Genomic DNA, 26,018 nt, shown 5'->3' with positions numbered 1-26,018 from the left:
CTTAGAGATGCTCGAAGATAGTTAAAGTATTTCAAAAACAGCTCCTCTGCAGGGGGATGATGGGTAACGCGTCATCGTCTATGCAACAGGAGTTTTTCTTGTTGTGCCCATGAAGAGGCCAGTCTCTTTCATCTAGGTGAAGGAGCCGTTAAATTTGTAGCCGACACCTCTAAGTGTAATAATGTATCGCGGCTTTGCCGGATTAGGTTCAATCTTTTTACGAAGGTTGCTTATATGTACCATAAGGGTTCTCGGATCGCCCATGCTGTCCAAGCTCCAGATCAGCTCGAATAAATGCTCGATTTTATAAACACGGTTTGGCGTTTTGGCCAGCAGTGCCAGCAGTTCGAATTCTTTGGAGGAAAGAGCAATAGAGGTTTGACCTGCTTTGACAATATGACTGGTTAAATCAATTTCGAGTCCGGGGAATTTGAGGATATGAGTATCTTCCTGATGTTCGACAATAGAGCTCCGGCGCAAATGTGCTTTCACCCGGGCCATTAATTGACTAGGGCTAAAGGGCTTGGTGACATAATCATCTCCACCCATGCTAAGGGCAAGAATAACGTTATCATCTTCAGAATTACTGGAAATGAATATAACAGGAGTGTTATCTGTTTTGCGAAGCTGCCTGCAAACTTCAATGCCGTCCATCTCTGGAAGGTTCACATTCAAGATGATTAAATCGGGCTTATGCTGCGCAACAAGATCGAACACCTGCGGCCCATCGCTGGCGCTAATAACCTCAAAGCCTTCCTTAATCAAATGCAAATGGAGCAGTTCCATGATTTCCGGATCGTCATCGACGACCATTATATTGTTTCCGGACATGTGCGGGTACCTCCTAAGCCAACATCGCTATTATATTTCGGGAGTAAATAATTCCCAATACCAAGACTTCTCTTATTATAGCATGAAAACTTCTTGTTGCATGAACAAGCTGCACATGGCAGTATATGTATATCGGATTTGGAGGATTAACACCAATTTGGGGGAGGTGAAAGCGTTGCCGGTTTGTGATTACAATGAGCTTTCGGGGGATTTATGTGTGGACCTGGAGAGCTTTTTACGGCAAATCGTACAGGAAGCATGGGACATGGTGGGACTAACCGATATTTACGGTAAGCTCTTGTATGCATCGGACAGCTGTGATCGTGTAATTGGGTTTAGGCCACCCAATAATTTAGAAGAGCTGTTATCGCGAATAGATCACGGATATCGGATGGATGTCCGAAAGCTGTTTTTTAAAGTGATACAGAGTGGAAATAAGGAGAAGGTGGAGTATTTATTTCAACATGCGAATGAAGGATGGATTTGGCTGGAAACGGTAGCAATTCCAATTCGCGATGTGGGCGGAGAAATCAGGCAGATTGCTCTTGTCACTAATGATATTACCTTGAGAAAGCAGCAGGAAAGCAGACTGATCTCATTAGCTTACCACGACCCCCTAACAGGGCTTCCGAATCGGCGTTTGTTCAAAGAACATTTAAACCAGGCTCTCCTCCAAGCCAGAAGGACCGGCAAGCAGCTTGCGCTGCTTTATGTGGATATAGATGATTTCAAAATGATTAATGATACGATGGGACATGATATAGGCGATTCCTTTCTGCAGGATTTTGCCTCTCGTATACGGAATTGCTTGCGGGAGGTGGACATGTTCGCACGTATGGGCGGGGACGAGTTTACGATTTTGCTGCCCATGATGGACTCCGCAGAAAATGTGGAAACGGTAGCCAGGCGTATTTTTCGCAGTATAGAAAAGCCGTATCAATTAGGTGAGCATAGCTTCCATGCCACAGTAAGTATGGGGATTGCACTTTACCCGAGAGATGGCGACGATTTTAATGTGCTGCTTAAGCATGTCGATATGGCTCTGTATCAGGTGAAGGAAAAGGGCAGGAATGCGTTTCGCTTTTTTCATTCGGATCGATAGTTGCTGTCTGTAAGATAGCTGCTGGCTGGAGCTGTGGATAATAAGGGGCTGATGATAAGCAATTGCTTTCATTGGGCTCTTTTTTTGTTTCCTGCGAATGGATATTTAAAGTTGAAAAAGAGAAGTTTAGGGATTGATATTATCGGAGTAATTATATATAATACAAATTAATTATATATAATCATATATGATAAAAATTGCAGAGGAGCACGGTTATGAGAATGATCAAAAGAGCTGTTCACATCGATTTTCACACGATGCCTGCTATTCCGGATTTTGGAGCTAACTTTGACGCAAAGACGTTTGCTAGGACGTTGAAAGATGCGAAAGTCGAATACATTAATGCTTTTGCCAAATGCAATATCGGTTTTGCCTATTATCCTACGGAAATTGGTGTTATGCATCCGCACCTTGAATTTGATATGTTCGGACAAATCGTTGAAGAGTGCAACAAACTGGGGATTGGTGTAACCGCATACTTCAATGTTGGTCTGGATCATGAAATGGCAAGAAAACATCGCGAATGGACAGTGGTGAATAAAGAAGGCCAAATCATCTATGATGATAGAACGGCGAACTTTTTCCGCAATATGTGCTTCAATTCGGGCTATCGCGAATATATGCTGGGAATGATTAAGGAAGTGGTAGAGCGTTATCCGGTTGAGGGTGTTTTTCTTGATTGCATAGTTATTAGGCCGTGTCATGGGAATGAGTGTTTGGAAGCTGTGAAAGAGCGTGGCATGGATCCTTTGAATGATGAAGATGTTTTGGCGTTCGCCAAAGAAGCCCTGCTCGATTTCTCGCAAGAAGTTAAGAAAATTGTCGGTCCTGACAAGTTCCTGTACTTAAATGGTATAGAGCCAGCGGATTCTGCAGGCCTGAACACACACGCTGAAATTGAATGCTTGCCGAGTGGATGGAGCTACGACTTTTTCCCTGCTCAGGTTGCGTATGCCCGTAATTTGGGGATCCAGACGTTCTATATGACCGGGCGTTTCAATGTAAATTGGGGTGATTTCGGCGGGTTGAAGAGCAAAGTCTCCCTATTGAACGACTGTTGGGATGCACTGAGCAACGGAGTGCCCACTTCTATCGGTGACCATATGCATCCCCGCGATGGATTGGATCCGGCCGTTTATAAGATCGTAGGCGAAATCTACGAGGAGGTCGAACGATACGAGCCATGGACAGATTATGCCAAAGCCGCAGCGGATATTGGCATTCTGACATTGGAGCGTGGCAAGATCGACGTATGCCACAATGGTGCGGTACGCCTGCTGGGAGAGCTCCATTATACGTATGACATCATTAATGAAAATCATGACCTGTCCAAATACAAGGTTATTATTTTGCCTGACCATGTGAAGGTGTCGGCGGTTTTGAAGCCAAAGCTGGAAGCCTATATAGCTGCCGGAGGCGGTATCATCAGTTCAGGCCGTTCCGGGTTGAATCCGGAAGGTACAGAGTTTGCGCTTTCTGAATGGAATATGACATACGACGGCGAGGACACGTGGAACAGCTCTTATTTCAAGATGCTTGAAGATACGGGCGGAGAAATACCGGATATGCTGTGCGGCATATATAACCAAGGGATACTTCTGCAGACCAAAGAGGGTTCAAAAGCTGTCGCTGATTATTACCAACCGTATTTCAACCGCGAGTGGGATGGCTTCCACGGTTCTTTCTATACACCACCGGATCGTTATGCCGGTAGACCTGCAGTGGCGAGATCAGGCAATATTTTTCAATTCTGCTTCCATCTGTTCACCTCCTACATGGATGTAGCCGTGAATGTTCATAAATACATGGTGAAGTACTGTCTGGAGCAATTGCTGCCTGAGCCGTTAGCCAAATGCGAGGGAATTCCTACTACAGCGCGCGTTACTGTGACTGAGAAGGAGCAAATGAGCATGGTTCACATCAAGCTGACCCACCCTGAGCCGCGAGGCAAATACAACGTAATCGAAGACAGGCAAACATTGTCTGACGGGGTCGTGTATTTGAGAAGCAACCAGGTTGAAGCGGTTTACATGGCACCAGGAAAAGAGCCTCTGGCTTATGAGCAAGTGGACGGTTATATCCGCATTCCTCTGCCTAAAGTGGATGGCTACGCCATGGTGGTTGTGGAGCATAAAGCTTAGCAGGCGCGTGCGCTGAGAGCATACTTGAAGTGGAAGACAGAAAACAGAAAACAGAAAACAGACAGACAGACAGACAGACAGACAGACAGACAGACAGACAGACAGGCAGTAGGCCGTTTGTCTGTTTTTGTTGTTGAACTAAGCAGATAGAATAATTTTTTTGGGACGCCTGGAGTGAATGGTTTCGAATTTGCGTTGCAGCTTTGCAGTGTTAAAGCGATCCGAATCACCATTAGTTCTCCAAGGTAATCAAAAAGGAAGCACAGTTTTTCCATATGGCCACTATCCCTTTCCCTCAGGAAGGAACCTCTGCTGCTGCTGGCAGTCCGTTAGAGCGTAGCATGTTTTCGGCACTTTGAAGCTGAGAAGGAGGGGAAATGAAGGGAAATGAAGGGAAATGAAGGGAAGGGTGAGAAAGAGTGATAGTAGCAGCCAAGCAGCAAAGTAGCAAGTAGTAAAGTGACAAAGAAGTAAAGAAGCAAAAACTAAAAAAACCACCTCCCCGGATTGAGTGTGCTCCATTTAACGATGTTTTTCATCGTTAAAGTAGCAGACTCGCATGGCATTTTTCTTGCTGCAGCCCGTTCAGTCTGGACAATTATAACTTCCCATATATAATTAGATATACGTGCGCCATCAAAGTCATGACAAACCTAAGCCTGTACCTGTACCTGTACCTTTACCTATACACTTTAGTGAGGTGGGATCACAATGTGGATGTTGCCAGGAAGAAGAAGTAAAGCTTGGTTGATCTGGTTCATTGTTTATGGTGTGGTGCTGACGCTGCTGTTATGGCTGAATCGGTACATCGTACTGGGGGAGGATTTCGAAGCCCGGCATGCTTTTGCTTTTGCGGCTATGGCTCTCATCATTGCTATTGCTGCCAATGGCCTCGGATGGTTGGGTGCCCGCCATATTTGGCTGTATACTACGATCGGAACGGTCGCAGGCTGGCTGCTGATGTTATTTTATTCAACGAGGGATATGACGGGGTGGGAGGATTTGTCCAGCCTGCTCGGATTTTTCGTGGGGGTCATCGGTGGGGTTGTGATTGGCATTGTGGTAGAGGGAGTAGTCTGGCTGATTAAAGCCCGCAGGTAAAGCAAATAATAGCTAGTGAAAAATGTGTAAAAACATATTTGATATGCCATATGCCTCCCAGGGTAGGGAGGTTTTTTTGTGTGCTTAGCAGCCGACGACTGGAGTTGAACCCATAGGTGAGCGATCGCCAGGCCGTGGAATTTTTTTGTGAGGACTATCCCTTTCGCTCAGGCCACTCAGCTTTCTAGGTATTTTCCAAGATGGGTATGCAATTCGTTTCCATAACTTGTGTAACACATGAAATGGTTATGCTGCTTTTGCGGTATTATATGTTAAAATACGGGATAGAGTCTTGGACTAAACTTTGAGTGGAAAGAGATGTAGCTAACGATGAAAAAAGAAGCGAAATATATTGCAACGGTATCACTGGGAGTTATGGGGGCAGGCTTTCTTGCGACGCTTCCCTTCGAAGCTTCTACAGTTCAATCGCTGCTTCAGGGCGGTTTTGAAGCGGGCGTAGTAGGGGGCCTGGCCGACTGGTTTGCGGTGAGTGCGCTATTTCGTCACCCGCTCGGCATTCCGATTCCACATACAGCGCTGCTGCCCAATAATAGGGGGAAAATAACGAAGGCGCTGGTATCTACTGTGGAGAATGAGCTGCTGTCCAAGGAAACCATCCGCGCCAGGCTCCAGCAAGTTCGTTTCCTGGAACGGGGTATAGAGCTTGCCGAGCAGAATTTACATCATGAAGCGCTGCATAAAGGGATGGTATATGTATGTAAGCAAGCGATCCAGGCGGTTGATTTGGAGAAGCTGGCCCCGCTGCTTACTGAAGAGATCAGTAGAGCTGTCAAAGATTTAGATACTTCCAGCCTGCTGCATAAGGTGATGAAGCATGTAACGGATCATGGGTATGAAGGGAAGGCTTTTTCCTTTCTTTTGGATAAGGTAGACGTTTGGGCAGCGAAGGAAGAAACGCGCTTGCAGCTGGGAGGCCTAGCTCTAAAAGCACTGGAGGGCTTGCAGGGCAATGGCTTCATGCAATTCGCCGTTAATGCCTTCATAGGTATGCTGAACGAAGACAAGGTCGGGGGTATTCTGCAAAATTTCATTTTGTCCTACACGGAAGAGCTGCGAACGGAGGGTCATCCGCGCCGCGAAGCTTTGCTGGAGGTAGTTCGCAGCGAGCTGCAGAAGCTGGAGCAGAATCTACAGCTGCTTGCTGAGCTGGAAAGCTGGAAGGAGCAGTTGCCCGGTCTGTTGTCACTCGAAGAGAAAATAGCTCAGCTTCTTGGAAGGCTGAGGGATCGGGCGGAGATGTTTGTGGAGCAGCCTGAGTTTATTCCACAGTTCGTCATTCCTACGATTTCCAAGTTGATAGCTTCTGTGAAAAATAATCCGGAACTTATCCAGCAGGGGGAAGAATGGATTCAACGGCAAATCATTGGCTATGTGGAACAGAATCACGGTAAAATCGGCCAGCTCGTTAAAGAAAATCTGGATAAGCTGGACAATGCCAAGCTGATTGAAATGATGGAAGACAAGATTGGCCCCGATTTACAATGGATTCGTGTCAACGGCGCGATTTGCGGCTTTTTCATCGGAGTTGCTTTGGCAGCTTTAAAGATGATTGTGTAGGACAAATCTTTAACAGGATTGACATAATACAGTTTTACTGCGGTAAAGGGTAATAGTGTTAACATGTTAAATGTTTAAATGTTTAAAACATGAAAGCTGTAAAGAAGTCCAAGTCCAGATGTTCATTGTCATCACTATCCCTTCTGGTCAGGAAACAGGCGCCTTCTAGCTGTCCATTTGAGCTTGGTGTTCGTGCGATTCGTGCGGCTGTAGCTGAGAAGAGGGAAGGGCTGTGGGCGGAAGAGCGGAAGCGTCCGCCTTTAAAGATTTGTTCCTACCTCCTCATCCATTCCATTCAGGGAACAAATCTTTAACAGCGGCTGGAGCCCACAGCCATTCCCTCCCCGAACCACCAACATAACGAACACACCTCAAAGGACGCCACAAGGCGTTCTTTTTTCTGATTATTTTTCACAAATTCCCAAATAAACCATTGACAAAATTTCTAATTCCGATAGAATAAGTTGGTATAAACAAAATGGCTCCGAACGTCACGAGGCCTAGGGAGTGTTCTATTTTGATTCAAATCGATCATGTGAGTAAAAGCTTTGACCAACGTACTGGCGGCAATTTTATGGCGCTGGACGACGTGTCCCTTAACATCAAGGAAGGGGAATTTGTTTCTCTTCTTGGACCTTCAGGATGCGGGAAATCGACAATTCTCAATTTAGTAGCGGGGCTCGAGCCCTATGCGCAGGGAAGTATCAAAGTTAACGGAAAAAGTATCACCGCACCGGGACCGGATCGTGTAGTTGTTTTTCAGGAGCATGCGCTGTTTCCCTGGTTAACCGTTTTGGAAAACGTTGCTTTCGGCTTAAAGCAGAAGGGAATAGGCAAGAAGGAACGGATCGAAATGGCGATGGAGCAAATGAAGCTGGTTCACCTTAGCAAGTTCGCGGATCGTTATCCGCATGAGCTATCAGGAGGAATGAAACAGCGGGCAGCAATTGCCAGGGCACTCGCGATGGATCCACAAATATTACTAATGGATGAGCCGTTTGCTGCACTCGATGAGCAAACCAGACTCATTTTGCATAAAGAGCTGGAAGAAATTTGGATGCGAACACGTAAGACCATCCTTTTCATCACTCATAACATTCGGGAAGCCGTCATTTTATCCGACCGTGTGCTCGTAATGTCTACCCGTCCAGGGAAAATCAAGAAGGAATTTACCGTACAAGCGGCGAGACCTCGAGATAGTGCGGATACGTTGCTGCATCATGTAGAGCATGCCATCATGGAAACGTTGGCCGACGAGCTGGAGAAGGTTGTAAAGGAGGAGATGGGTGATGAGTACAGCATTAAGAAGAACGATTTTTCTGGTACTGCTTCTGATAGCTTGGGAGGCGGGATATAGGATCTTCGATTGGGGCTGGAAATTTCCATCTGTCGTGCAGACCTTTCAAGCTTTCTATGATGGATTCGTGCATGGACAATTGTTAGAGGCAACATTTAGCAGCATCCGGCGGCTATTGATTTCCTTTGTGATTTCTCTGACTTTAGGAACGATTCTTGGCTTTTTGTTTGCACGTTATCGTTTTTTGGATGACACGCTTGGATTTTTAGTCGTCGCTTTGCAAACCATACCAAGTATTGCTTGGCTGCCATTTGCGATTATCTGGTTCGGACTGAATGATATATCAGTTATTTTCATTACTACACTGGGTGCCACTTGGACGATGTCCATGGCCAGCCGAACAGGTATCATTAATATACCACCGATTTATCTCAAGGCCGCACAGACGATGGGTACTGGCAATGGCCTGCGGATGTTCGTGCAAATAATGGTACCAGCTGCTTTCCCTCATTTAATGACGGGAGTGCGCGTTGCTTGGGCGTTCGCCTGGCGTGCGCTAGTAGCGGGAGAGCTTATCGCCAGAGGCGTTGGGCTGGGTCAATTGCTTCAGGATGGACGCAGTATCGGGGATACCTCGCTGATGTTATGTATCGTCATTATCATCGCCGTTTTGGGGACACTTTCCGACCATTTCTGCTTTAAAAAGCTGGAAGATAGAGCTTTAGTGAGATACGGCTTAGCCGGCTCAAAAAAATAGATCATAAATAGAGAGAAGAGGGAATCATATGAAGAAATTTACATGGATGATTACAATTTTGCTGCTTACCTCCCTGGTCCTTGCGGCTTGCGGAAAATCGGAGGAGAAACCGGCCACATCTCCAAGCCCTGGTTCGACTGAGACTACCGCTCCAAAGCCGAAGCCAGCCACCGTTAAACTGGGAATTTTCAAGAACGTTACTCATGCTGCCGGCTATGTTGCTTTGGAAAAAGGATATTTCCAAGAAGCTTTTGGAGACGATGTGAAAATAGAGGTTCTGCCTTTTGATAATGGCTCGGAATTCTCTACAGCACTGGCAACTGGAGAAATTGATCTAGGTTTTGTGGGTCCAGGTCCTTCCACGAATCAATATTTGAAAAGCAAAAACTTTAAAGTCGTTTCCGGTTCTAATAACGGTGGTGCCGTGCTTGCTGTTCGCAACGATGCAGGAATTAACAGTGTAAAAGATCTAGTAGGTAAAACAGTTGCTATTCCTACCAAGGGAAGCACGAATGAAATTTCCCTCCGCTTGCTGCTGGAGCAAGAGGGCTTGAAGGTGACTACAGATAAGTCAGGCGTTCAGATTCTTGCAGCCGCTCCTGCAGATACACTTACAGCTTTCCGTCAAAAGGAAATCGACGCTACACTGATCCCAGAGCCATGGGGTACGCAAATTGAGAATCAAGGCGTAGGAAAAATTCTTCTTGATTGGGACAAAATCCCGCCTAACAACGGAAACTACCCATTAGTTATCCTGGTTGCTAGTGATGCGTTCATTAAGGACCACCGCGATATCGTGAAGGGTGCGATTAAAGCAAACCTGGATGCGATCGATTTTATCCAAAAAAATCCTGATGAGTCCTACACACTTATCGATAACCGTCTAAAAGAGCTTAGCGGCAAAGGGATGGACCTTGACTTGATCAAAGCAGCCATATCCCGCTTAAGCTTAACCTCAGATGTTAGCAAGGAAGCTATCGAAGAAATGGCAAAAGTATCGATCGATGCCGGTTACATCAAAGGTATCGAGAAAGACAAGCTGGATCTCACTGATTTCCTAGACCTTTCACTGCTGGATGAAGTGAAGCAGGGCAAGTAATTTCTTGAATTCCGTTTAACGATTACGGAATTTAGTGGTTGTAGATTTAGTGTTGTAGATATAGCGGGTGTAAATTTAGTGAAGAGGATGTCCGGAAGGTCTGTAATGACCTCGAGGGACACCCTCTTTTTAATATTTTGCCGGAAAATATAAGTTTGGATGGGAGCCTGGAGTGCGTGGATATGTTTGAATGATGCAGTGCAATTTTATAGCGGTAAAGCAGTAAAGAGATAAAGAAGTATAGTGCTGAAATATTTGATTAAGAAAATCTGTAAGGAAATCCAAATTTTCATTGTCTTCACTATCCCCTTGGTTCAGGAAACAGACGCCTGGGGTCTTTCCGTTTGTTCTGTTTGAGCTTGGTGTTCGTGCGATTGTAGCTAGAGAGAGGGAAGGGGTGTGGGCGGAAGAGAGGAAGCGTCCGCCTTTAAAGATTTGTTCCAACCCCTACATCCATTTCATTCAAGGGAACAAATCTTTAACAGCGGCTGGAGCCCACAGCCCTTCCCTCCGCAACGCTCCCACGTCACTAACACGCTCCTCAAAGGACGCCACAAGGCATTTTTCTCAAGTCAATTTGCATTAGCCGCCTTCTGATCGGACTTATGGCCAGACTTATGGTCCGACTTATGATCTGACTTATGATCTGACTTATGGTCAGATTTCTGATCGGATTTCTGATCGGATTTCTGATCAGCTTTTTGCTCAGCCTTCTGCTGCTTATGTGTTTGTGCGTCAATGACGTTGGCTGCTGAACGATCCGCGGCCGCGATGGAAGTGCTCATGCTGCTGGTGCCTTGAAAAATGCCTCCTTCTTGAATCACGAACGATTTTACGTTAATGTTGCCGATCAGGGTTCCCGTACTCGTCACAATGAGTTTTCCCTTGGTATGAATATTCCCCCTGGCCTGACCGGCAATGATGACATCCCGCGCTTCTATATTCGATTCAACGACCGCATTTTGACCGATGGTAACATCGCCTGTACAGGCTATATCGCCATTCATTTGCCCTTCAATGCGCAAGCTGGCTTCCGACATGATATTGCCGTCACAAATAGTGCCTTCCCCTATAAGCGTATCGGTCGTTTTGGAGTCAAGCTTTCTCTTGGTTCCCCTCCGCAGCATCAGCGTTCTTCCTTTCTATCAGTAATCGGTTCCTTCCTATCAGTAATCAGGCAAGGACTCGGTCAGGTAGGGGCTCGGATCAATGGGCACCTCGTGCTTGAGGACTTCATAGTGCAGATGTGCTCCAGTACTTCGCCCCGTAGTGCCAACGAGTCCTATTAATTGGCCTTTAAGCAGTTTGTCTCCATTTTTTACCAACATTTTGTTCAAGTGAAGATATTCGGTTTGCAAGCCGCCAGTGTGATCAATCCGGATATGGTTGCCGCGCTGTGAATCCCATTCGGCCAGAATAACCTGTCCTTCTGCCGCTGCATAGACGGGATCATTCAGGTTACTAGCGATATCCATGCCGGTATGCATGCTTGGCTTATTCGTGAAAGGATCTCTGCGCATGCCAAAACGGGACGTAATTTGGCGCGAGGCAACTGGCCACAAAGTGGGTGTGATGCTTGCCAGATGCTCTGCCTCCTGCAGCATGGCTTCTGTTTCTGCCAGAGTTCCAAGCATAAGGGTGAGATCGGTAACAAGCATAGTCAGGCTTTGCTTGGTTCCATCCAGAAGGATAGCGGCGTCTTCCGGCGTGATCTCAACCTCGGGTCCTCCCATGTCCAGTAGGGCAGTATGCAAGTCAGCGATGTCCGCTCCTGCTTCCTCCACAACAACTCCGTCTGCACTGGCTTTTCCCGACAAAGTTATAAGCTCCGCTGCGTTCTTGAGTTTTTTGATCACCTCCAGCTTGGCATTAAACGCTCTGGTTTGCTGGGATATGTCAATGAGGCCTGCTTGCAGCTTTTCCAGCTCACTATTTTTTAGCGTAATTTGACGGGATAACTGGCGTTCTTGTCCATTAAACGTTTGTTTGATGAGGCTCATAGTCTGTTCGTAGTTGGTATGCAGCAAATAAAACGCCGATGCAATTCCGATCCAAATAAGCACAATCAGGGCAGGAGCCATATAAAGACTGTAATGTGGAAGCTTGATTCTTACAGTTCGGCGGTTGGCGTCAGGAATAAACAGTAGTGTGAATTCCTTCTTCCCCCGGAAGAACTTCAAAGCGATCACCCCCTAGTTTCGATTGTATTCGCCAAAGGTAGGGGGCATGTCATCTATATTCCGATTTTTGCAAAAAAATAAAAAAAGCACCACTCATTCAAAGGATCAATACATTTGAATGAGCGGTGCTTTGGATGATTTGAGATAAGAGCTGTTTTCAGAGAGGTTCAAGTAGTCTAAGATGGCTTGCGAGCAATCCTGAGTCTCTTCCTGCTGGCTGTGGATCGCATCGGCCCGGCGCTGCATCAAAGCGGGGTACTGCTCAAGCAAGAGGTGGAACCAGTGATCGATTTTATCTAGCGAAGTGATCATCTGCCCAAAGCCCTGTTCCTCAAAGTATTGGCAGTTCGTCTCCTCTTGTCCGGGAATGGCGCTATAAAACAGCATCGGGATCCCTTTTGCCACTGCTTCCGTACAGGTCATCCCGCCAGGCTTGGTTATAAGCAGGTCGGATACGTCCATCAGCTTGTTGATATCCTTCGTGTAGCCAATCACATGGATATTGGGATGACGGAAGGCCTGCTCTTCCAGCAGCTGCTGTCTGGCCTTTTCATTCGTCCCCATACAGATGATAAGCTGGATGGAATCGCGCCAGCCTGCGACATAATCGAGCAGCTGGCTTTTTTCATCCTTGTTGAAAACACCCCAGCCTCCGCCCATGATCATGACTGTCGGCATTTCCTTCAGGCTGAATTCCTGCAGAATTTGCTCTTTACTATGAATAAGGCGGAACTTAGGGTGGACGGGTATTCCCGTCACCTCCACATTGCTTTCGGGAACGCCTAGCAACAGCAGCTTCTTGCGAACCTCATCCGTTGAAACCAGATACTTGTTTACCTCGCTGTCGACCCAAGTGCCATGTGCGTCATAATCCGTAATAACCGTAAATAAAGGCACGGAAAGTCCCGAGCGCTTTAAGCGGGAAACGATAATATTGGGAAAAGGATGCGTACAGACGATAATGTCCGGCTTCAACTGCTCAATAATCGCTTTCGTCTGCGAGTAGAAAATGCGGTGCAGGGCGAGCCCGGCGACGCGGTTCAACGATTTTTTATATTGATGGCGGTACAGCATGCCATACAGCTTGGGCTGGGATATAACTGTCCGACGATAGGCAGAGAAAACCAAGGGCGCTAGCGTGGGATGTAGAAAGGCACCGAGCTCTATAACGCGAGTGATTACCTCTGTTGAGCTTTGCCTAATTCCAACCGAGAGGGCATATGCCGCTTGAGTGTGGCCTTTGCCGAAGCCTTCGGATAAAAGCAAGATTCGTTTTTTACGCAAGAAACTCACCTTTCCTTGACAGAAAGCTGTGAACAGCTTTCTTGCTCCTCTTTTGAATAATAGACGTTTATAAAAAGAAAAACCCTTCGGAATTTTAGCTATAAGTAAAAAAATAAGTCGCTGTAAGTGAGTCCAGCTCTGCAAGCTTACTGGCCGTTTCCACGCAAACCTCTGAAGCGGGAAGGCCGTTTATAAGCGGCTGCTTCTTGCACAGCTTGCGGATTTGTACCTGTATGCTTCCCGGCGCGGGCTCCTGCCTGATAATAATGCGATGGGGCTCATGCAGCAGCACCCTGATGATATCGCTCGCGGTAGCATCCTTGCTCTGCTTCAGGACGTGAATCAGCTCGTGATCCACCATGCCTTGAATGTCTGCTCTGACACCTGGATCGGCGTCATAGTGGTGAATAACCGCTTTTGCCAATAAGGCGTCCATAGCCAGAAATTCAGGCTGCAGCAGCATCCTGTGATCATCGATAATGGATGTGACTAACGGCAGCGCGGCGGCCTGATCGGTTTCGATGAATTCCCCCCGGAAACGAAGCTTTCTTATCATTTCATAAGGAGGAATGGTATACTTGCCTGCTGCATACGTATCTCTGAGAAAGCTGTCCAGGTGATCCAGTCCAAGCAAAGTATGATGCCCGGACAATGGACTGTCTTGATTGAGAATGGCAATGATGGAAGCAGGTGATATGTTGTGTCTATGCAAAATATCGGCAATACAGCTTTCCTCAATAAGCAGATTAGTTTGTGCATGATGATCGAAGCCAAGCGTCTTCTCGACGGCATGAGAGAAGGGCAGGTGCCCGATATCATGAAGCAGTGCGGCTATGCGCAGCAGCGGTTCCTTCGGGAAAAAATGCGCCATTAACGACCAAACTCCAATCGTGTGCTCCAGTCTAGAGTGCACAATTGGCGTAAATAACGCGGATGCCCCAATATGGTGAAGAAATTTCAGTCGTCTGACAGGTGGAGATTGAAACAGCTCGATCTCAACCTTGTGGGGTGTTTTCTCCCATCGATAGAGGGGCTCCCAAATGCGGCCGGAAGCAAACGTATTTTCAAGGCTCAAGCCGAGTCCCTCCTAGCTGTCCTTCTGGTTGTTTGATTATACATATAACCATCATAGCATGAAACAGCCAATATTTGCTATAAGGAGTGAACCCGCTTTCTTGAACGGACAGCGTGATGATGGAAAGTAGGCATAGATGCGGAATCGCTTTTCATAATAGGATTTTGATTGATTTTTTGGCGCTTCAAGTGTTAATATATGATATAAAAACTTTTTTTAAAGCGCAATCATTTACAAAAATATAAGGGGTAGAAAGGTTGTAATCTATGAAAAAAACAGGGTTGCCCCAGAAGCAGGGGCTCTACGATCCGCAGTTTGAGCATGACGCTTGCGGTATTGGTTTTGTAGCTAATATTAAAGGTATTAAATCGCATGAAATTGTCAAGCAGGCACTGCGCGTGCTTTGTAATCTTGATCATCGCGGCGGTCAAGGCTGTGAGAAGAATACCGGAGACGGCGCAGGCATTTTGCTGCAAATTCCAGATCGGTATTTTCAGGCGGAATGTGTGAAGGAAGGCATTACGCTTCCGGCTGCAGGCAGGTATGGAGTCTGTATGGTTTATTTACCGCAGACACTAGAAGACCGCCAGGCCTGCGAGAATGTGCTGGAGAGGATCGTGGAGGAGCAGGGCCAGCAGTTCCTCGGGTGGAGGACACTCCCCACCGACAATAGCTTGCTTGGTGAATCGGCGAAATCCTCAGAGCCGTATGTACGTCAAGCCTTTATCGGGCAAAACGGGGATTTGCCAACCAATCTGGATTTTGAACGCAAGCTTTACATCATCCGCAGGCTTATCGAGAACGAGGTCAGATCGAAATACGACCACATCCAGTTTTACTTCTCCAGCTTTTCCAGCAGAACTATTGTTTACAAAGGGATGCTAACCCCCGAGCAAGTAGATTCCTATTACCTGGAGCTTCAAAATCCCATCGTAGAATCCGCATTAGCCCTCATCCATTCCCGCTTTAGCACCAACACATTCCCAAGCTGGGAACGCGCCCATCCCTATCGCTATTTAATTCATAATGGAGAAATTAATACGCTTCGCGGCAACGTCAACTGGATGCATGCCCGCCAGGCTATGTGTGAATCCGAGCTGTTTGGCAGCGAGATGAAACAGATTTTGCCGATTATCGACGCAGAAGGCTCAGACTCGCAAATGTTCGATAATACCTTGGAGTTCTTAATGCTTTCCGGCCGCTCTTTGCCTCATGCTGCGATGATGATGATACCTGAGCCCTGGTCCAAGCATGAAACGATGGACGATGATAAGAAAGCTTTTTACGAATATCACAGCACCTTAATGGAGCCTTGGGACGGTCCCGCTGCCATTGCGTTTACAGACGGCAGTCTGATCGGAGCAGTGCTTGACCGCAATGGCCTGAGGCCTTCACGCTATTATGTAACTAAAGACGATTTAATCGTGCTGGCCTCTGAGGTCGGTGTGCTTGATATCGCCCCGGAACGGATTCTCTGCAAGGAACGGCTGATGCCTGGCCGCATGCTGCTGGTGGATACGGTGGAAGGCCGGATCGTTTCGGATGAAGAGATCAAGGCGAGGGTGGCCTCTGAGCAGCCTTACCGGGAATGGCTCGATAAGCACCTGATCAGTCTTGAAGATTTGAAAGCTGCCAATGATGTGCCAGGCTCTGATCACGAGACGCTATTAAAGCGGCAGCAAGCTTTTGGTTATACATTCGAACAACTCCGCAAAATTCTCGAGCCTATGGCCAAAACGGGTGTAGACCCAATCGGCTCTATGGGTACCGATGCTCCTCTGGCTGTACTTTCGGAACGTCCGCAACTGCTGTATAGCTACTTCAAGCAATTATTCGCACAAGTGACTAATCCCCCAATCGACGCTAACTTTGAAGAAATAATTACCGCCCAAGGAACTACAATCGGACCCGAACGAAATTTAATTGGACCGGAGCCGGAAAGCTGCCGGCAGATCCGCTTGAAAACGCCATTTTTGACGAATGCAGAGCTGGCGAAGCTGCGCCATAATGACCAGGAGGGCTTCACAACGGTTACGCTGCCTATCCTGTTTCAAGCTGCACAGGGTGCTTCAGGGCTTGAGCAATCAATGGACGCTTTGTGCGTAGAGGCGGACCAGGCTATTCAAGCGGGTGCGGCACTATTGATTCTCTCGGATCGGGGCATCGATGAGAAGCATGCGGCTATTCCGGCACTGCTCGCCGTTTCGGGGCTGCACCATCATTTGATCCGCCAAGGGACGAGGACGAAGGTGGCGCTGCTGCTCGAATCGGGCGAGCCGCGTGAGGTGCATCATTTTGCACTTTTGCTTGGCTATGGTGCTGGTGCGATTAATCCGTATCTGGCTTTGGAGACGCTGGATGATATGATTGGCCGCAGCATGCTTGTTGGCATGGATCATGAGAAGGCTGTGTACAATTATATAAAGGCAGTAACGAAGGGTGTCGTTAAGGTTTTGGCCAAGATGGGCATTTCCACCATTCAAAGCTATCGTGGTGCGCAGATTTTTGAGGCGCTTGGCTTGAATCAGGAGCTAATAGACCGTTATTTTACCTGGACGTATTCACCTGTTGGAGGTGTAGGGCTTGACGTTGTTGGCCATGAGGCTGTGCAGCGGCATACCCGGGCGTATTCCGGGCAGGAGGGCCGTGACCGTGTGCTGGATACAGGGGGCGAGCTGCAGTGGCGGAAGGACGGCGAGGAGCATCTCTATACGCCAGAGACGATTCATTCCCTGCAAACAGCGGTGAAAACGAACAGCTATGCGATGTACAAAAACTTCGTCAAGCTGATCGAGCGGGATTCACAGAAGTATATGACCCTGCGCGGACTGCTTAGCTTCAAGGCAGGACGGCAGCCCATTCCGCTTGAAGAAGTCGAGCCGGCTGAAACGATCTTCAAGCGCTTTAAGACCGGTGCCATGTCTTTTGGCTCCATCAGCAAGGAGGCGCATGAAACACTTGCGATTGCGATGAACCGCATCGGCGGCAAAAGCAATACCGGCGAAGGCGGGGAAAGCGCGGACCGCTACACGCGCGATGAGAACGGCGATTCGCGCCGCAGCGCGATTAAGCAGGTTGCCTCCGGACGCTTCGGCGTAACGAGCAGCTACCTTGTGAATGCGGACGAAATTCAGATTAAAATGGCGCAGGGCGCTAAACCGGGCGAAGGCGGACAGCTTCCAGGCTCCAAGGTATACCCCTGGATTGCTGAAGTCCGCGGTGTGACTCCGGGGGTAGGCTTGATCTCCCCGCCTCCACATCATGATATTTATTCCATCGAGGATTTGGCAGAGCTGATTTATGATCTGAAGAACGCTAACCCGCAGGCCAGAATCAGCGTCAAGCTGGTGTCCGAAGTAGGCGTCGGGACGATTGCTGCAGGGGTAGCCAAGGGCAAAGCGGACGTTGTTCTGATCAGCGGCTACGATGGCGGAACCGGGGCTTCTCCGCAAACAAGCATTAGACACGCAGGTTTGCCTTGGGAGCTTGGACTTGCCGAGACACACCAGACCTTGGTGCTGAACAACCTGCGCAGCCGAATCACGGTTGAGACAGACGGCAAGCTGATGTCGGGCCGCGATGTGATTGTAGCTGCATTGCTTGGAGCTGAGGAGTTTGGTTTTGCTACGACGCCACTTATCACTTTGGGCTGTATTATGATGCGTGTGTGTCATCTGGACACCTGTCCGGTCGGGGTAGCTACACAAAATCCGGAGCTGCGCAAGAAATTTGCCGGAGACCCCAGCCATGTCGTCAACTTTATGCATTTCATCGCCCAGGATGTACGTGAATGGATGGCGGAGCTTGGCTTCCGCACCGTGGAAGAGATGGTAGGACGCACGGATATCCTGGAAACGAAGCAGGCTGTAGATCATTGGAAAGCCAAGGGTATCGATCTGGCGCCACTGCTGCATCGGCCTGATGTTGGGGAGGAAGTAGGACGCTTCTGCCAGATCAAGCAGGATCATGGCCTGGAACGCTCGCTGGATATGACGCAGCTTTTGGATATTTGCAAGCCTGCACTTGAACATAAAGAGTATGTCAACGCGATTTTGCCGATTCATAACGTGAACCGGGTAGCGGGTACGATTCTGGGCAGTGAAGTCACCCGCCGTTATGGGGCAGAGGGACTTCCGCATGATACAATCCGCATTCACTTTAACGGTTCAGCCGGCCAGAGCTTTGGGGCCTTCGTGCCCAAAGGCGTTACCTTGTCGCTGGAGGGGGACTCCAACGATTATGTAGGCAAGGGATTGTCCGGGGGGAAGATCATCATTTTCCCGCCTCAGAAATCAAGTTTTGCAGCAGAAGAGAATGTGATTATCGGGAATACCGCTTTCTATGGCGCTACAGATGGAGATGCGTATATCCGCGGCAGGGCGGGCGAGCGCTTCTGTGTAAGAAACAGTGGAGTCCGTGCCGTTGTGGAGGGTGTTGGCGACCATGGCTGCGAGTATATGACAGGCGGCCAGGTCATCATCCTCGGTCCGACGGGGCGCAATTTTGCCGCTGGAATGTCCGGAGGTGTGGCGTATGTGCTTGATGAGGATGGCGGGTTAGCGGGCCGGGTGAACCAAGAGATGGTTCTGCTTGAGCAGGCTGAAGAAATCTATGAAATGAACGAGCTCAAAACAAGGATCCAATATCACGCCACATTTACAGGTAGTGAGGTTGCCCATCGTGTGTTGAACCACTGGGATGAGAATGTGTGGAAGTTCGTAAAGATCATTCCGAAGGATTATAAACGGATGTTTGAGGCGATAGAGAAGGTCAAGCGCTCCGGGCTCAGCCAGGAGGAAGCAGTCATGGTTGCTTTCGAAGCGAACATGAAGGATATTTCACGAGTCGGCGGCAACTAATTCTAAATTCATTCCTGGAGGAAGCGCAATGGGTAAACCAACCGGTTTTATTGATTATCAACGTGAAACAGCATCCGAAGCTGCTCCGCTGCTGCGAGTCAGCCATTGGCAGGAGTTTATAACTCCGCTCCCAGATGAAAAGCTGCAGACGCAAGGCGCAAGATGCATGGACTGCGGAATTCCCTTTTGTCACACTGGCAAGCTGATCAGCGGCATGGCTGCGGGCTGCCCGATCCATAATCTGATACCTGAATGGAATGATTTGGTTTATCGGGGGCAGTGGCGGGAAGCGCTGGAGCGGCTGCACAAGACGAACAATTTCCCCGAGTTTACAGGGCGGGTCTGTCCAGCGCCGTGTGAGGGATCTTGTACAGTGGGCCTCAATGATGCTCCGGTGACGATCAAGAATATTGAGAAAGCGATTATTGACAAAGGCTTCGCCGAGGGCTGGGTTGTGCCTGAGCCTCCGGAAGAGCGGACCGGCAAGAAGGTGGCGGTAGTTGGCTCAGGGCCATCTGGGCTTGCCGCTGCTGCCCAATTGAATAAAGCAGGCCACTATGTGACTGTGTATGAGCGTGCGGACCGGATCGGCGGCCTGCTGATGTATGGCATTCCGAACATGAAGCTGGACAAGAAATATGTCCAGCGCCGTGTGGAGCTTCTGGCAGCGGAAGGCGTTACCTTCATAACGGGAGCCCATGTTGGCGTCGATTATCCGGTGGAGAAGCTGCAGGAGGAGTTCGATGCCATCGTGCTTTGCGGCGGAGCGACCAAAGGGCGCGATTTAACGATTGAAGGCCGGGAAAATGAGGGAATCCACCTGGCTATGGATTTCCTTAGAAGGAATACGAAGAGCCTGCTGGATTCCGAACATCAGGACGGCGCATTCATTTCCGCTGAAGGCAAGGATGTCATCGTCATTGGCGGCGGGGATACAGGGACGGATTGTGTGGGCACTTCCATTCGTCACAAGTGCAGGAGTGTCACTCAGTTCGAGATTATGCCGAAAGCGCCGGACCGTAGAGCGGATAATAATCCATGGCCGGAATGGCCGAAGGTGTACAAGATGGATTATGGCCAAGAAGAGGCGGCCGCCCTGCAAGGCGCAGACCCCCGCCAGTATCTGATATCCACGAAAAAATTCGTGGGCGATGAGAACGGCCACGTGAAGGAGCTGCATACCGTCCTCATTGAGTGGAAGAAGGATGAGCAAGGGCGCTTTGCTCCGGTTGAGGTGCCGGGCAGCGAGAAGATTTATCCCGCTCAGCTGGTGCTTATTGCCATGGGCTTCCTGGGGCCGGAGTCCGCAGTTCTTGATCAGCTCGGCGTCGAGAAAGACGAGCGCTCCAACGCTAAGGCGGCACACGGCAAGTTCGCTACGAATGTGAAAGGAATATTCGCGGCAGGAGACATGCGCCGCGGGCAAAGCCTGGTCGTCTGGGCAATTAACGAAGGCCGTGAAGCGGCCCGTGAGGTTGATCGATATTTAATGGGCTCTAGCAATCTTCCTTAAACATATATAGAAGGAGCCTTTTTATTAGGCTCCTTTTGATCATGGAATCGAATGTTTTTCAGAGAAAGCTGCTTTCTATTAAATAGTGAATGTTTCCAATTTGTAAGGTACAATGGAAGGAAGAAGGCTGCTGCTTCAAGGCTGCTTAATCGTATGGATAAAGAGGTGAACCGATGAAGAGTGAGGATCTCATTACTCCAGCTGAACTGAAAGCGTTGTTGACCACTGAGGAAAAAGAACGGTTCCGTTTGGATGCGGCGAAGCAGGAGGCAGGAGCAGCATTAGAATGGGTGGAGTCCCCCCCTGCTTATGGACATGCTGTGCTGGAAGAGCTTAAAGAGCATATGCTGGCTTTAACATATAGAGTGGAGGAGCTTGAGCGTCAACTGCTGCTTCAAACTGCAGACAAGGAACACGGGGATCTCCTGGCCGCAATTTCTAATGTGCCTGAAGCTCCCAAGGTTCCCGAACCAGGCACCTTCTCACGAACTGAAAGCTACCGGAAAAATAATAAAAAGAAAAAAACATTTTTTCAAAGATGGTTTGACTAGCGTTAATCATACATAATCAAGACAGGGTTTAATGTAAGCAGGGTACTAAAACATGCCTTCGTCATGAGCTTTTTTGGAAGCTTGTACACGATCTCTTACATCCAATTTGGAGTAGATATTGGAAATATAATTTTTCACGGTGCCTTCGGACAGGAAGAGCTTCTCGGCAATCTCCTTATTACTGAGCCCGTCGGAGATCGATTGAAGCACCTGCTGTTCACGGTCACTAAGGCCATAGGCTTCCGAGCGGCCTGTATCGCTCGCTGGGGAGCTCTTCGGCTTGCTTGCTGGCCCATTATCTGCGATCGCGGTCGCATTCTTGGCTGCATCACCCCGCAGCTGCTCTACGAGCATCTTGGCGATGTCTTGAGGGATCAGCGTTCCGCCTCTGCTTACCCATTTGATGCCTGCTGCCAGATCCTTCGGATGAATCGCTTTCAGCAAATAGCCTTCTGCGCCGGCTCCAAGGGCATCTACTACATAATTGATTTCCTGGAAGGTGGTCAGGATGATGACGCGAATATGCGGCCATCTGCTTTTGATCTCACGAGTAGCCTCAACCCCGTCCATAATCGGCATGTGTATATCCATCAGGACGACATGGGGCTGCTGCGTTTCGCACAGCTCCAGTGCTACACGCCCATTCTCCGCAAGTCCCACGACCTTAATCTCGGGATCCATATCGAGGACGATATGGAGGCTTTCTCTGATTAAGTCCTGGTCGTCGACCAGCAGCAGCTTGATCTCCTCTAAGGCTTCCTTCATGTTTTTCTCCTCCTAATACTTTTAATACGTTTTTTGCAATATTGTAGTATGCCGCAGATGCAGGACACTAACTAACTGCCCGGCTGCTTTCTGGTCGGGATGGAGCAGACCACAGATGTACCTTCGCCGATGGCGGAGTTTACTTGAAGCAATCCTTGAAGTGCAGAAATTCTTTCCTGCATGGCGCTTATACCAAAGCCGGCCTGAAGCTCTGCATTCCCGATACCGTCATCTTGCACATGCAGCTCTACCTGGTGGGGCTTGAAGCTGATACTTACCTTGACAGAGGAGGCGCTGCCGTGCCTTTTGGCATTAGTTAGCGATTCCTGGAGGCAGCGGATGAAAGTGAGCTTGGTTGGGTTAGGCAAGTCGTACTCTGTTCCAATGGTTTCTACCTGAACGACTGTACCGGTATGCAGGGCAAATTCATTGGCCAGCCTGGACAATTGCTGTGACAGGAGCAAATCCTCTTCTTCGGAGGCCATCTGATGAATGCTGCGTCGGACTTCTTCAAGCCCTTTGCGTGTTACATCTCGCAGCACTTCCAGTTTTTCTACAGCCTTCTGCGGAGAAGTCTCGATTAGATAGGATACCGCATCCATCCCCATAATGACTGAAGTAAACGTATGTCCTACCGTATCATGAAGCTCGCGGGCCATACGATTGCGTTCTTCCACAAGCGTCTGCTGCTCAATTTGATTGGCGTACTGCTCTAGTACTTTGTTTTGTCCTTGAATGAGTTGATATTGGTATTGATTTTCCTGTAAAAGCTTTTCGGTTTTTTCGTTGGTTTTCATAAATCGCTGCAGGCTTAAACCAATTCCAAAAAACAGAATTTCATACCATATAGTTAGGGAAAAAGTGTTGATTGTATCCCTCTCCTGAATCAAAAGCTGAGCGGCAATTGGAAAACCCAAAATAAAAACAGGAGCAGTCCACCATGCATATTTGCGGTCTGACAGGAAGCCGATAACGAGTAACGGGCAATATAGGACATGCAGAAATTCCTGCTGGGAATGAGCCAAGAACAGCTCCAAAGGTCCGTATGTCAGCAGTACAGCAATCGGGAAGAGAAATGGATTTATATAGTGAGGCCGCCAAAATAACAGGGGACATGTATAAGCCACTACGAATGCTGCCGACAATAGAAGCAGGGAAGTATTGGAGAAACCCTGCAGCTGAGTCCACAAATAGAGCATGTTTAGAAGGAAGGAGCTTGTGTATACGAAAAAAATGGACCAGTCCACCCAATTCCATCGTCTTCTTTGAATCATTTCAAAATCCCCTCATAAGCTTAGTTCTTTCATTTAGTTAGTTCTTTCATTGTACAAAAAAAAACGCGCCTATCATAGTGTTGCCGGTCATAAAGGAAACATGACCATGACTGTGACTTTTTATGACTATTTTCACTTGGCTGTTTGACGTAAGCTTGGTATGCTGTTAACAGCTGTTAACATTATGTACAACTTTTCAAGAAGTAAAGGAGAGAATTCATGACCAGTCCAACAACGATTGTAGAAATTCGTCAAATATCCAAACGGATTGGCTCCAAGACGATTATCGACAATTTGAGCTTTGATGTGCCCAAAGGAGAGGTATTCGGTTTTCTGGGACCCAATGGAGCAGGTAAAACCACAACGATCCGCATGATGGTAGGACTTATGTCGATTACCTCAGGCGATATTTTCATTGGCGGCAGCTCGATTCGCACCGATTTTGAGAAGGCGATTCGTCATGTAGGCGCCATTGTAGAGAATCCGGAAATGTACAAGTTTCTTACAGGGTATCAGAATCTCGTGCATTATGCACGGATGGTGCCGGGTGTAACGAAAGAGCGAATTCATGAGGTTATTCGTTTAGTTATGCTGGAGAACCGGATTCATGAGAAGGTGAAGACCTATTCTCTAGGTATGCGCCAACGGCTTGGAATTGCCCAAGCGCTGCTGCATAAGCCATCGGTGCTCATTCTTGATGAACCGACAAACGGGCTCGATCCTGCCGGAATCAGGGAGCTTCGTGATCACTTGAGGAAGCTTACCCGTGATGAGGGAATCGCGGTCATCGTCTCCAGCCATTTGCTCTCTGAGATGGAACTAATGTGCGACCGGGTGGCGATTATTCAAAATGGCAAGCTGGTTGACGTCCGTTTGATTAAAGATTACGTACAGGAAGGCAGCACCGCACAGGTCATATTCGAGGTGGATCAGGCGCAAGCAGCAAAAACAGCTTTGGAGCTATCCATGCCGGAGCTTGCCGTCACGATCGAGCATGATGGATTGCTGCTATCACTGCTGAAAGAAGAAGTCGCTGAAGTGAATAAGAAGCTGGTAGAGGCGGGAATTAAGGTGTATGGAATTCGCACGACAAGCAAATCACTTGAAGATAAATTTTTAGAAATGACGGGAAGTGATCAAATTGCTTAGTCTAGTGCAGAATGAGAATATGAAAATATATCGGAGGATGCGCACTTGGATTTTGCTGGTGCTGCTCATCGTTTTTTGCTGTCTGGTTTCTTTTATTGATCATTATGATAAGAGCAACAGCCAGGGAGGCGACTGGAGAGCGTCTTTACAGCAATCTATTCAAGACAATCAAGCGCAGCTCGCCAGTCCCGATCTGCCAGAGTTCATAAAGGAACAGATGGAGGACAGCATTAAAATAAGCCAGCACTCGCTCGATAATAACATTCCCCCTGTGCAGAACACGATGTGGGGCGGGGTCATGACTTTGTCAGGCCTAGTGCAGATTATCACGCTGTTCACCGTTATTATAGCAGGCGATATGGTTGCGAGTGAATTCACCTGGGGCACTATCAAGCTGCTGCTTATTCGCCCGGCAAGCCGTACCAAGATTTTATTTTCCAAGTATGTGTCGACACTGCTGTTTTCCCTCCTTTTACTGCTTGTACTGTTTTTAAGTGCGATTCTGGTCAATGGAATTCTGTATGGGTTTCAGGACGTCGGACTGCCTTATTTAAGTGTTGGTGCAAACGGTGTGGTCCAGGAGAGCAGTATGCCGCTTCACGTGTTCGGGACCTATGCTCTAAAGCTGGTTGAGCTTGTTATGGTTGTGACGCTTGCTTTTATGATCTCAACTGTTTTCCGCAGCTCATCACTGGCAATCGGATTTAGTATATTTATCATGCTTGCCGGCCAGCTCGTCACCCTATTCCTGATGCGTTACAGCTGGGGTAAATATTATCTGTTCGCGAACACGGATCTTACTCAGTATCTGGAAGGCGGCCGACCTTTAATTGAAGGTATGACAATGGGCTTCTCCATCGCCGTTCTTGCTGTATACTTTGTCCTGTTCAACGTTCTATCCTGGATCATCTTCAAGAAACGGGATGTAGCGGCGTAAGCCGAAATAGAAAAAAACTGCGGGTTCCCGGTGTGGGGGGCGCAGTTTTTTTGTTTTATGGTTTTACTAGAAAATATAACACAGTGCAGCTTTACAGTGGGAAAGTGGACGGTGTGAAGGTTCATCCTCCTAGGGAATCAGAAAGGAAGCTCAGAACATCCTATCTCCACTATCCCTTTCCCTCAGGAAAGCAGCTTTTGCTGGCAGTCCGTTTGAGCGTGGCACGTTCGAGACTTTGTAGCTGGAGAGGGAGGGGAAGTGAGAAGGATGAGCGTTAGTATCAGCTTAGTAGCAACCCGTCCTCCGCCGAACTGAGCGTGCACTCAACTTAACGATGTTTTTCATCGTTAAAAGAGGACAGATGGCCTCTCAGGTCCTCCTCAGCTGCACGCTCTTCATCCCCAGCGCCTGCGCCTGCATTGAAAAATTTGTTCCAACCCTCACATTGATTCCATTCAAAGGAACAAATCTTTAACAGCGGTTGGGACTCACAGCCCTTCCTTCCGTAACGCGCCTAAGTCAAGA

Annotated in this window: 19 protein-coding genes; 12 read left to right on the top strand and 7 right to left on the bottom strand. The window is 48.2% G+C overall.

What is annotated here, in order from left to right; genetic code table 11:
• Positions 1-132 precede the first annotated feature (132 nt).
• Positions 133-831: a response regulator transcription factor gene (locus J2Z66_RS32085; protein ID WP_209976855.1), complete on the bottom strand. Its 699-nt coding sequence runs from the start codon at positions 829-831 to the stop codon at positions 133-135.
• 175 nt (positions 832-1,006) lie between these two features.
• On the opposite strand from J2Z66_RS32085, the gene J2Z66_RS32080 reads away from it, so the two are divergent.
• The 7 genes from J2Z66_RS32080 to J2Z66_RS32050 all read left to right on the top strand — a co-directional run bounded on the left by J2Z66_RS32080 (position 1,007) and on the right by J2Z66_RS32050 (position 9,906).
• Positions 1,007-1,933, top strand: a complete 927-nt coding sequence (locus J2Z66_RS32080; RefSeq protein ID WP_209976854.1) for a sensor domain-containing diguanylate cyclase — start codon at positions 1,007-1,009, stop codon at positions 1,931-1,933.
• A gap of 215 nt (positions 1,934-2,148) precedes the next feature.
• Complete coding sequence (locus tag J2Z66_RS32075; RefSeq protein ID WP_209976853.1) at positions 2,149-4,074, top strand: alpha-amylase family protein; 1,926 nt, start codon at positions 2,149-2,151, stop codon at positions 4,072-4,074.
• Positions 4,075-4,785: 711 nt separating this feature from the next.
• On the top strand, positions 4,786-5,175 hold the full coding sequence (locus J2Z66_RS32070; protein ID WP_209976852.1) for a hypothetical protein: 390 nt from the start codon (positions 4,786-4,788) through the stop codon (positions 5,173-5,175).
• A gap of 330 nt (positions 5,176-5,505) precedes the next feature.
• Positions 5,506-6,753, top strand: a complete 1,248-nt coding sequence (locus J2Z66_RS32065; RefSeq protein ID WP_209976851.1) for a DUF445 domain-containing protein — start codon at positions 5,506-5,508, stop codon at positions 6,751-6,753.
• Positions 6,754-7,270: 517 nt separating this feature from the next.
• Positions 7,271-8,110, top strand: a complete 840-nt coding sequence (locus J2Z66_RS32060; protein WP_209976850.1) for an ABC transporter ATP-binding protein — start codon at positions 7,271-7,273, stop codon at positions 8,108-8,110.
• On the top strand, positions 8,043-8,807 hold the full coding sequence (locus J2Z66_RS32055; protein ID WP_209976849.1) for an ABC transporter permease: 765 nt from the start codon (positions 8,043-8,045) through the stop codon (positions 8,805-8,807). The genes J2Z66_RS32060 and J2Z66_RS32055 overlap by 68 nt, the downstream gene beginning before the upstream one ends.
• Positions 8,808-8,835: 28 nt before the next feature.
• Positions 8,836-9,906, top strand: a complete 1,071-nt coding sequence (locus J2Z66_RS32050; protein WP_209976848.1) for an ABC transporter substrate-binding protein — start codon at positions 8,836-8,838, stop codon at positions 9,904-9,906.
• Positions 9,907-10,478: 572 nt separating this feature from the next.
• Here J2Z66_RS32050 and J2Z66_RS32045 read toward each other — a convergent pair.
• The 4 genes from J2Z66_RS32045 to J2Z66_RS32030 all read right to left on the bottom strand — a co-directional run bounded on the left by J2Z66_RS32045 (position 10,479) and on the right by J2Z66_RS32030 (position 14,445).
• Positions 10,479-11,033, bottom strand: a complete 555-nt coding sequence (locus tag J2Z66_RS32045; RefSeq protein WP_209976847.1) for a bactofilin family protein — start codon at positions 11,031-11,033, stop codon at positions 10,479-10,481.
• Between the two features lie 39 nt (positions 11,034-11,072).
• Positions 11,073-12,086 (bottom strand): M23 family metallopeptidase, encoded by a 1,014-nt coding sequence (locus J2Z66_RS32040; protein ID WP_245375998.1) that lies wholly within the window; start codon positions 12,084-12,086, stop codon positions 11,073-11,075.
• 105 nt (positions 12,087-12,191) lie between these two features.
• Positions 12,192-13,370, bottom strand: coding sequence for an MGDG synthase family glycosyltransferase (locus J2Z66_RS32035; RefSeq protein WP_209976846.1), 1,179 nt, complete (start codon positions 13,368-13,370; stop codon positions 12,192-12,194).
• A gap of 94 nt (positions 13,371-13,464) precedes the next feature.
• On the bottom strand, positions 13,465-14,445 hold the full coding sequence (locus tag J2Z66_RS32030) for an HD domain-containing protein (protein ID WP_209976845.1): 981 nt from the start codon (positions 14,443-14,445) through the stop codon (positions 13,465-13,467).
• A 266-nt stretch (positions 14,446-14,711) separates the two neighbouring features.
• On the opposite strand from J2Z66_RS32030, the gene gltB reads away from it, so the two are divergent.
• The 3 genes from gltB (at position 14,712) to J2Z66_RS32015 (ending at position 21,368) form a co-directional block, all read left to right on the top strand.
• Complete coding sequence (gene gltB, locus J2Z66_RS32025; RefSeq protein ID WP_209976844.1) at positions 14,712-19,304, top strand: glutamate synthase large subunit; 4,593 nt, start codon at positions 14,712-14,714, stop codon at positions 19,302-19,304.
• Between the two features lie 28 nt (positions 19,305-19,332).
• A complete protein-coding gene (locus J2Z66_RS32020) occupies positions 19,333-20,817 on the top strand; it encodes a glutamate synthase subunit beta (RefSeq protein WP_209976843.1) in 1,485 nt (494 codons plus the stop codon).
• A gap of 173 nt (positions 20,818-20,990) precedes the next feature.
• A complete protein-coding gene (locus J2Z66_RS32015) occupies positions 20,991-21,368 on the top strand; it encodes a hypothetical protein (protein WP_209976842.1) in 378 nt (125 codons plus the stop codon).
• A 45-nt stretch (positions 21,369-21,413) separates the two neighbouring features.
• On the opposite strand, the gene J2Z66_RS32010 is transcribed toward J2Z66_RS32015, so the two are convergent.
• Both J2Z66_RS32010 and J2Z66_RS32005 read right to left on the bottom strand, forming a co-directional pair.
• Entirely contained in the window at positions 21,414-22,133 is a 720-nt protein-coding gene (locus tag J2Z66_RS32010; protein ID WP_209976841.1) for a response regulator transcription factor, read from the bottom strand.
• A gap of 71 nt (positions 22,134-22,204) precedes the next feature.
• Entirely contained in the window at positions 22,205-23,407 is a 1,203-nt protein-coding gene (locus J2Z66_RS32005; protein ID WP_209976840.1) for a sensor histidine kinase, read from the bottom strand.
• A gap of 219 nt (positions 23,408-23,626) precedes the next feature.
• On the opposite strand from J2Z66_RS32005, the gene J2Z66_RS32000 reads away from it, so the two are divergent.
• Positions 23,627-24,556 (top strand): ABC transporter ATP-binding protein, encoded by a 930-nt coding sequence (locus J2Z66_RS32000; RefSeq protein ID WP_209976839.1) that lies wholly within the window; start codon positions 23,627-23,629, stop codon positions 24,554-24,556.
• A complete protein-coding gene (locus J2Z66_RS31995; RefSeq protein ID WP_209976838.1) occupies positions 24,540-25,493 on the top strand; it encodes an ABC transporter permease in 954 nt (317 codons plus the stop codon). Before J2Z66_RS32000 ends, J2Z66_RS31995 begins: the two co-directional genes overlap by 17 nt.
• Positions 25,494-26,018: the final 525 nt, after the last annotated feature.

The organism is Paenibacillus eucommiae, from assembly GCF_017874215.1.
Classification (GTDB): Bacteria; Bacillota; Bacilli; order Paenibacillales; family NBRC-103111; genus Paenibacillus_AI; species Paenibacillus_AI eucommiae.
The sequence above is the reverse complement of the archived record's forward strand: the minus strand, read 5'-3'. Positions and strand labels throughout refer to the sequence as shown.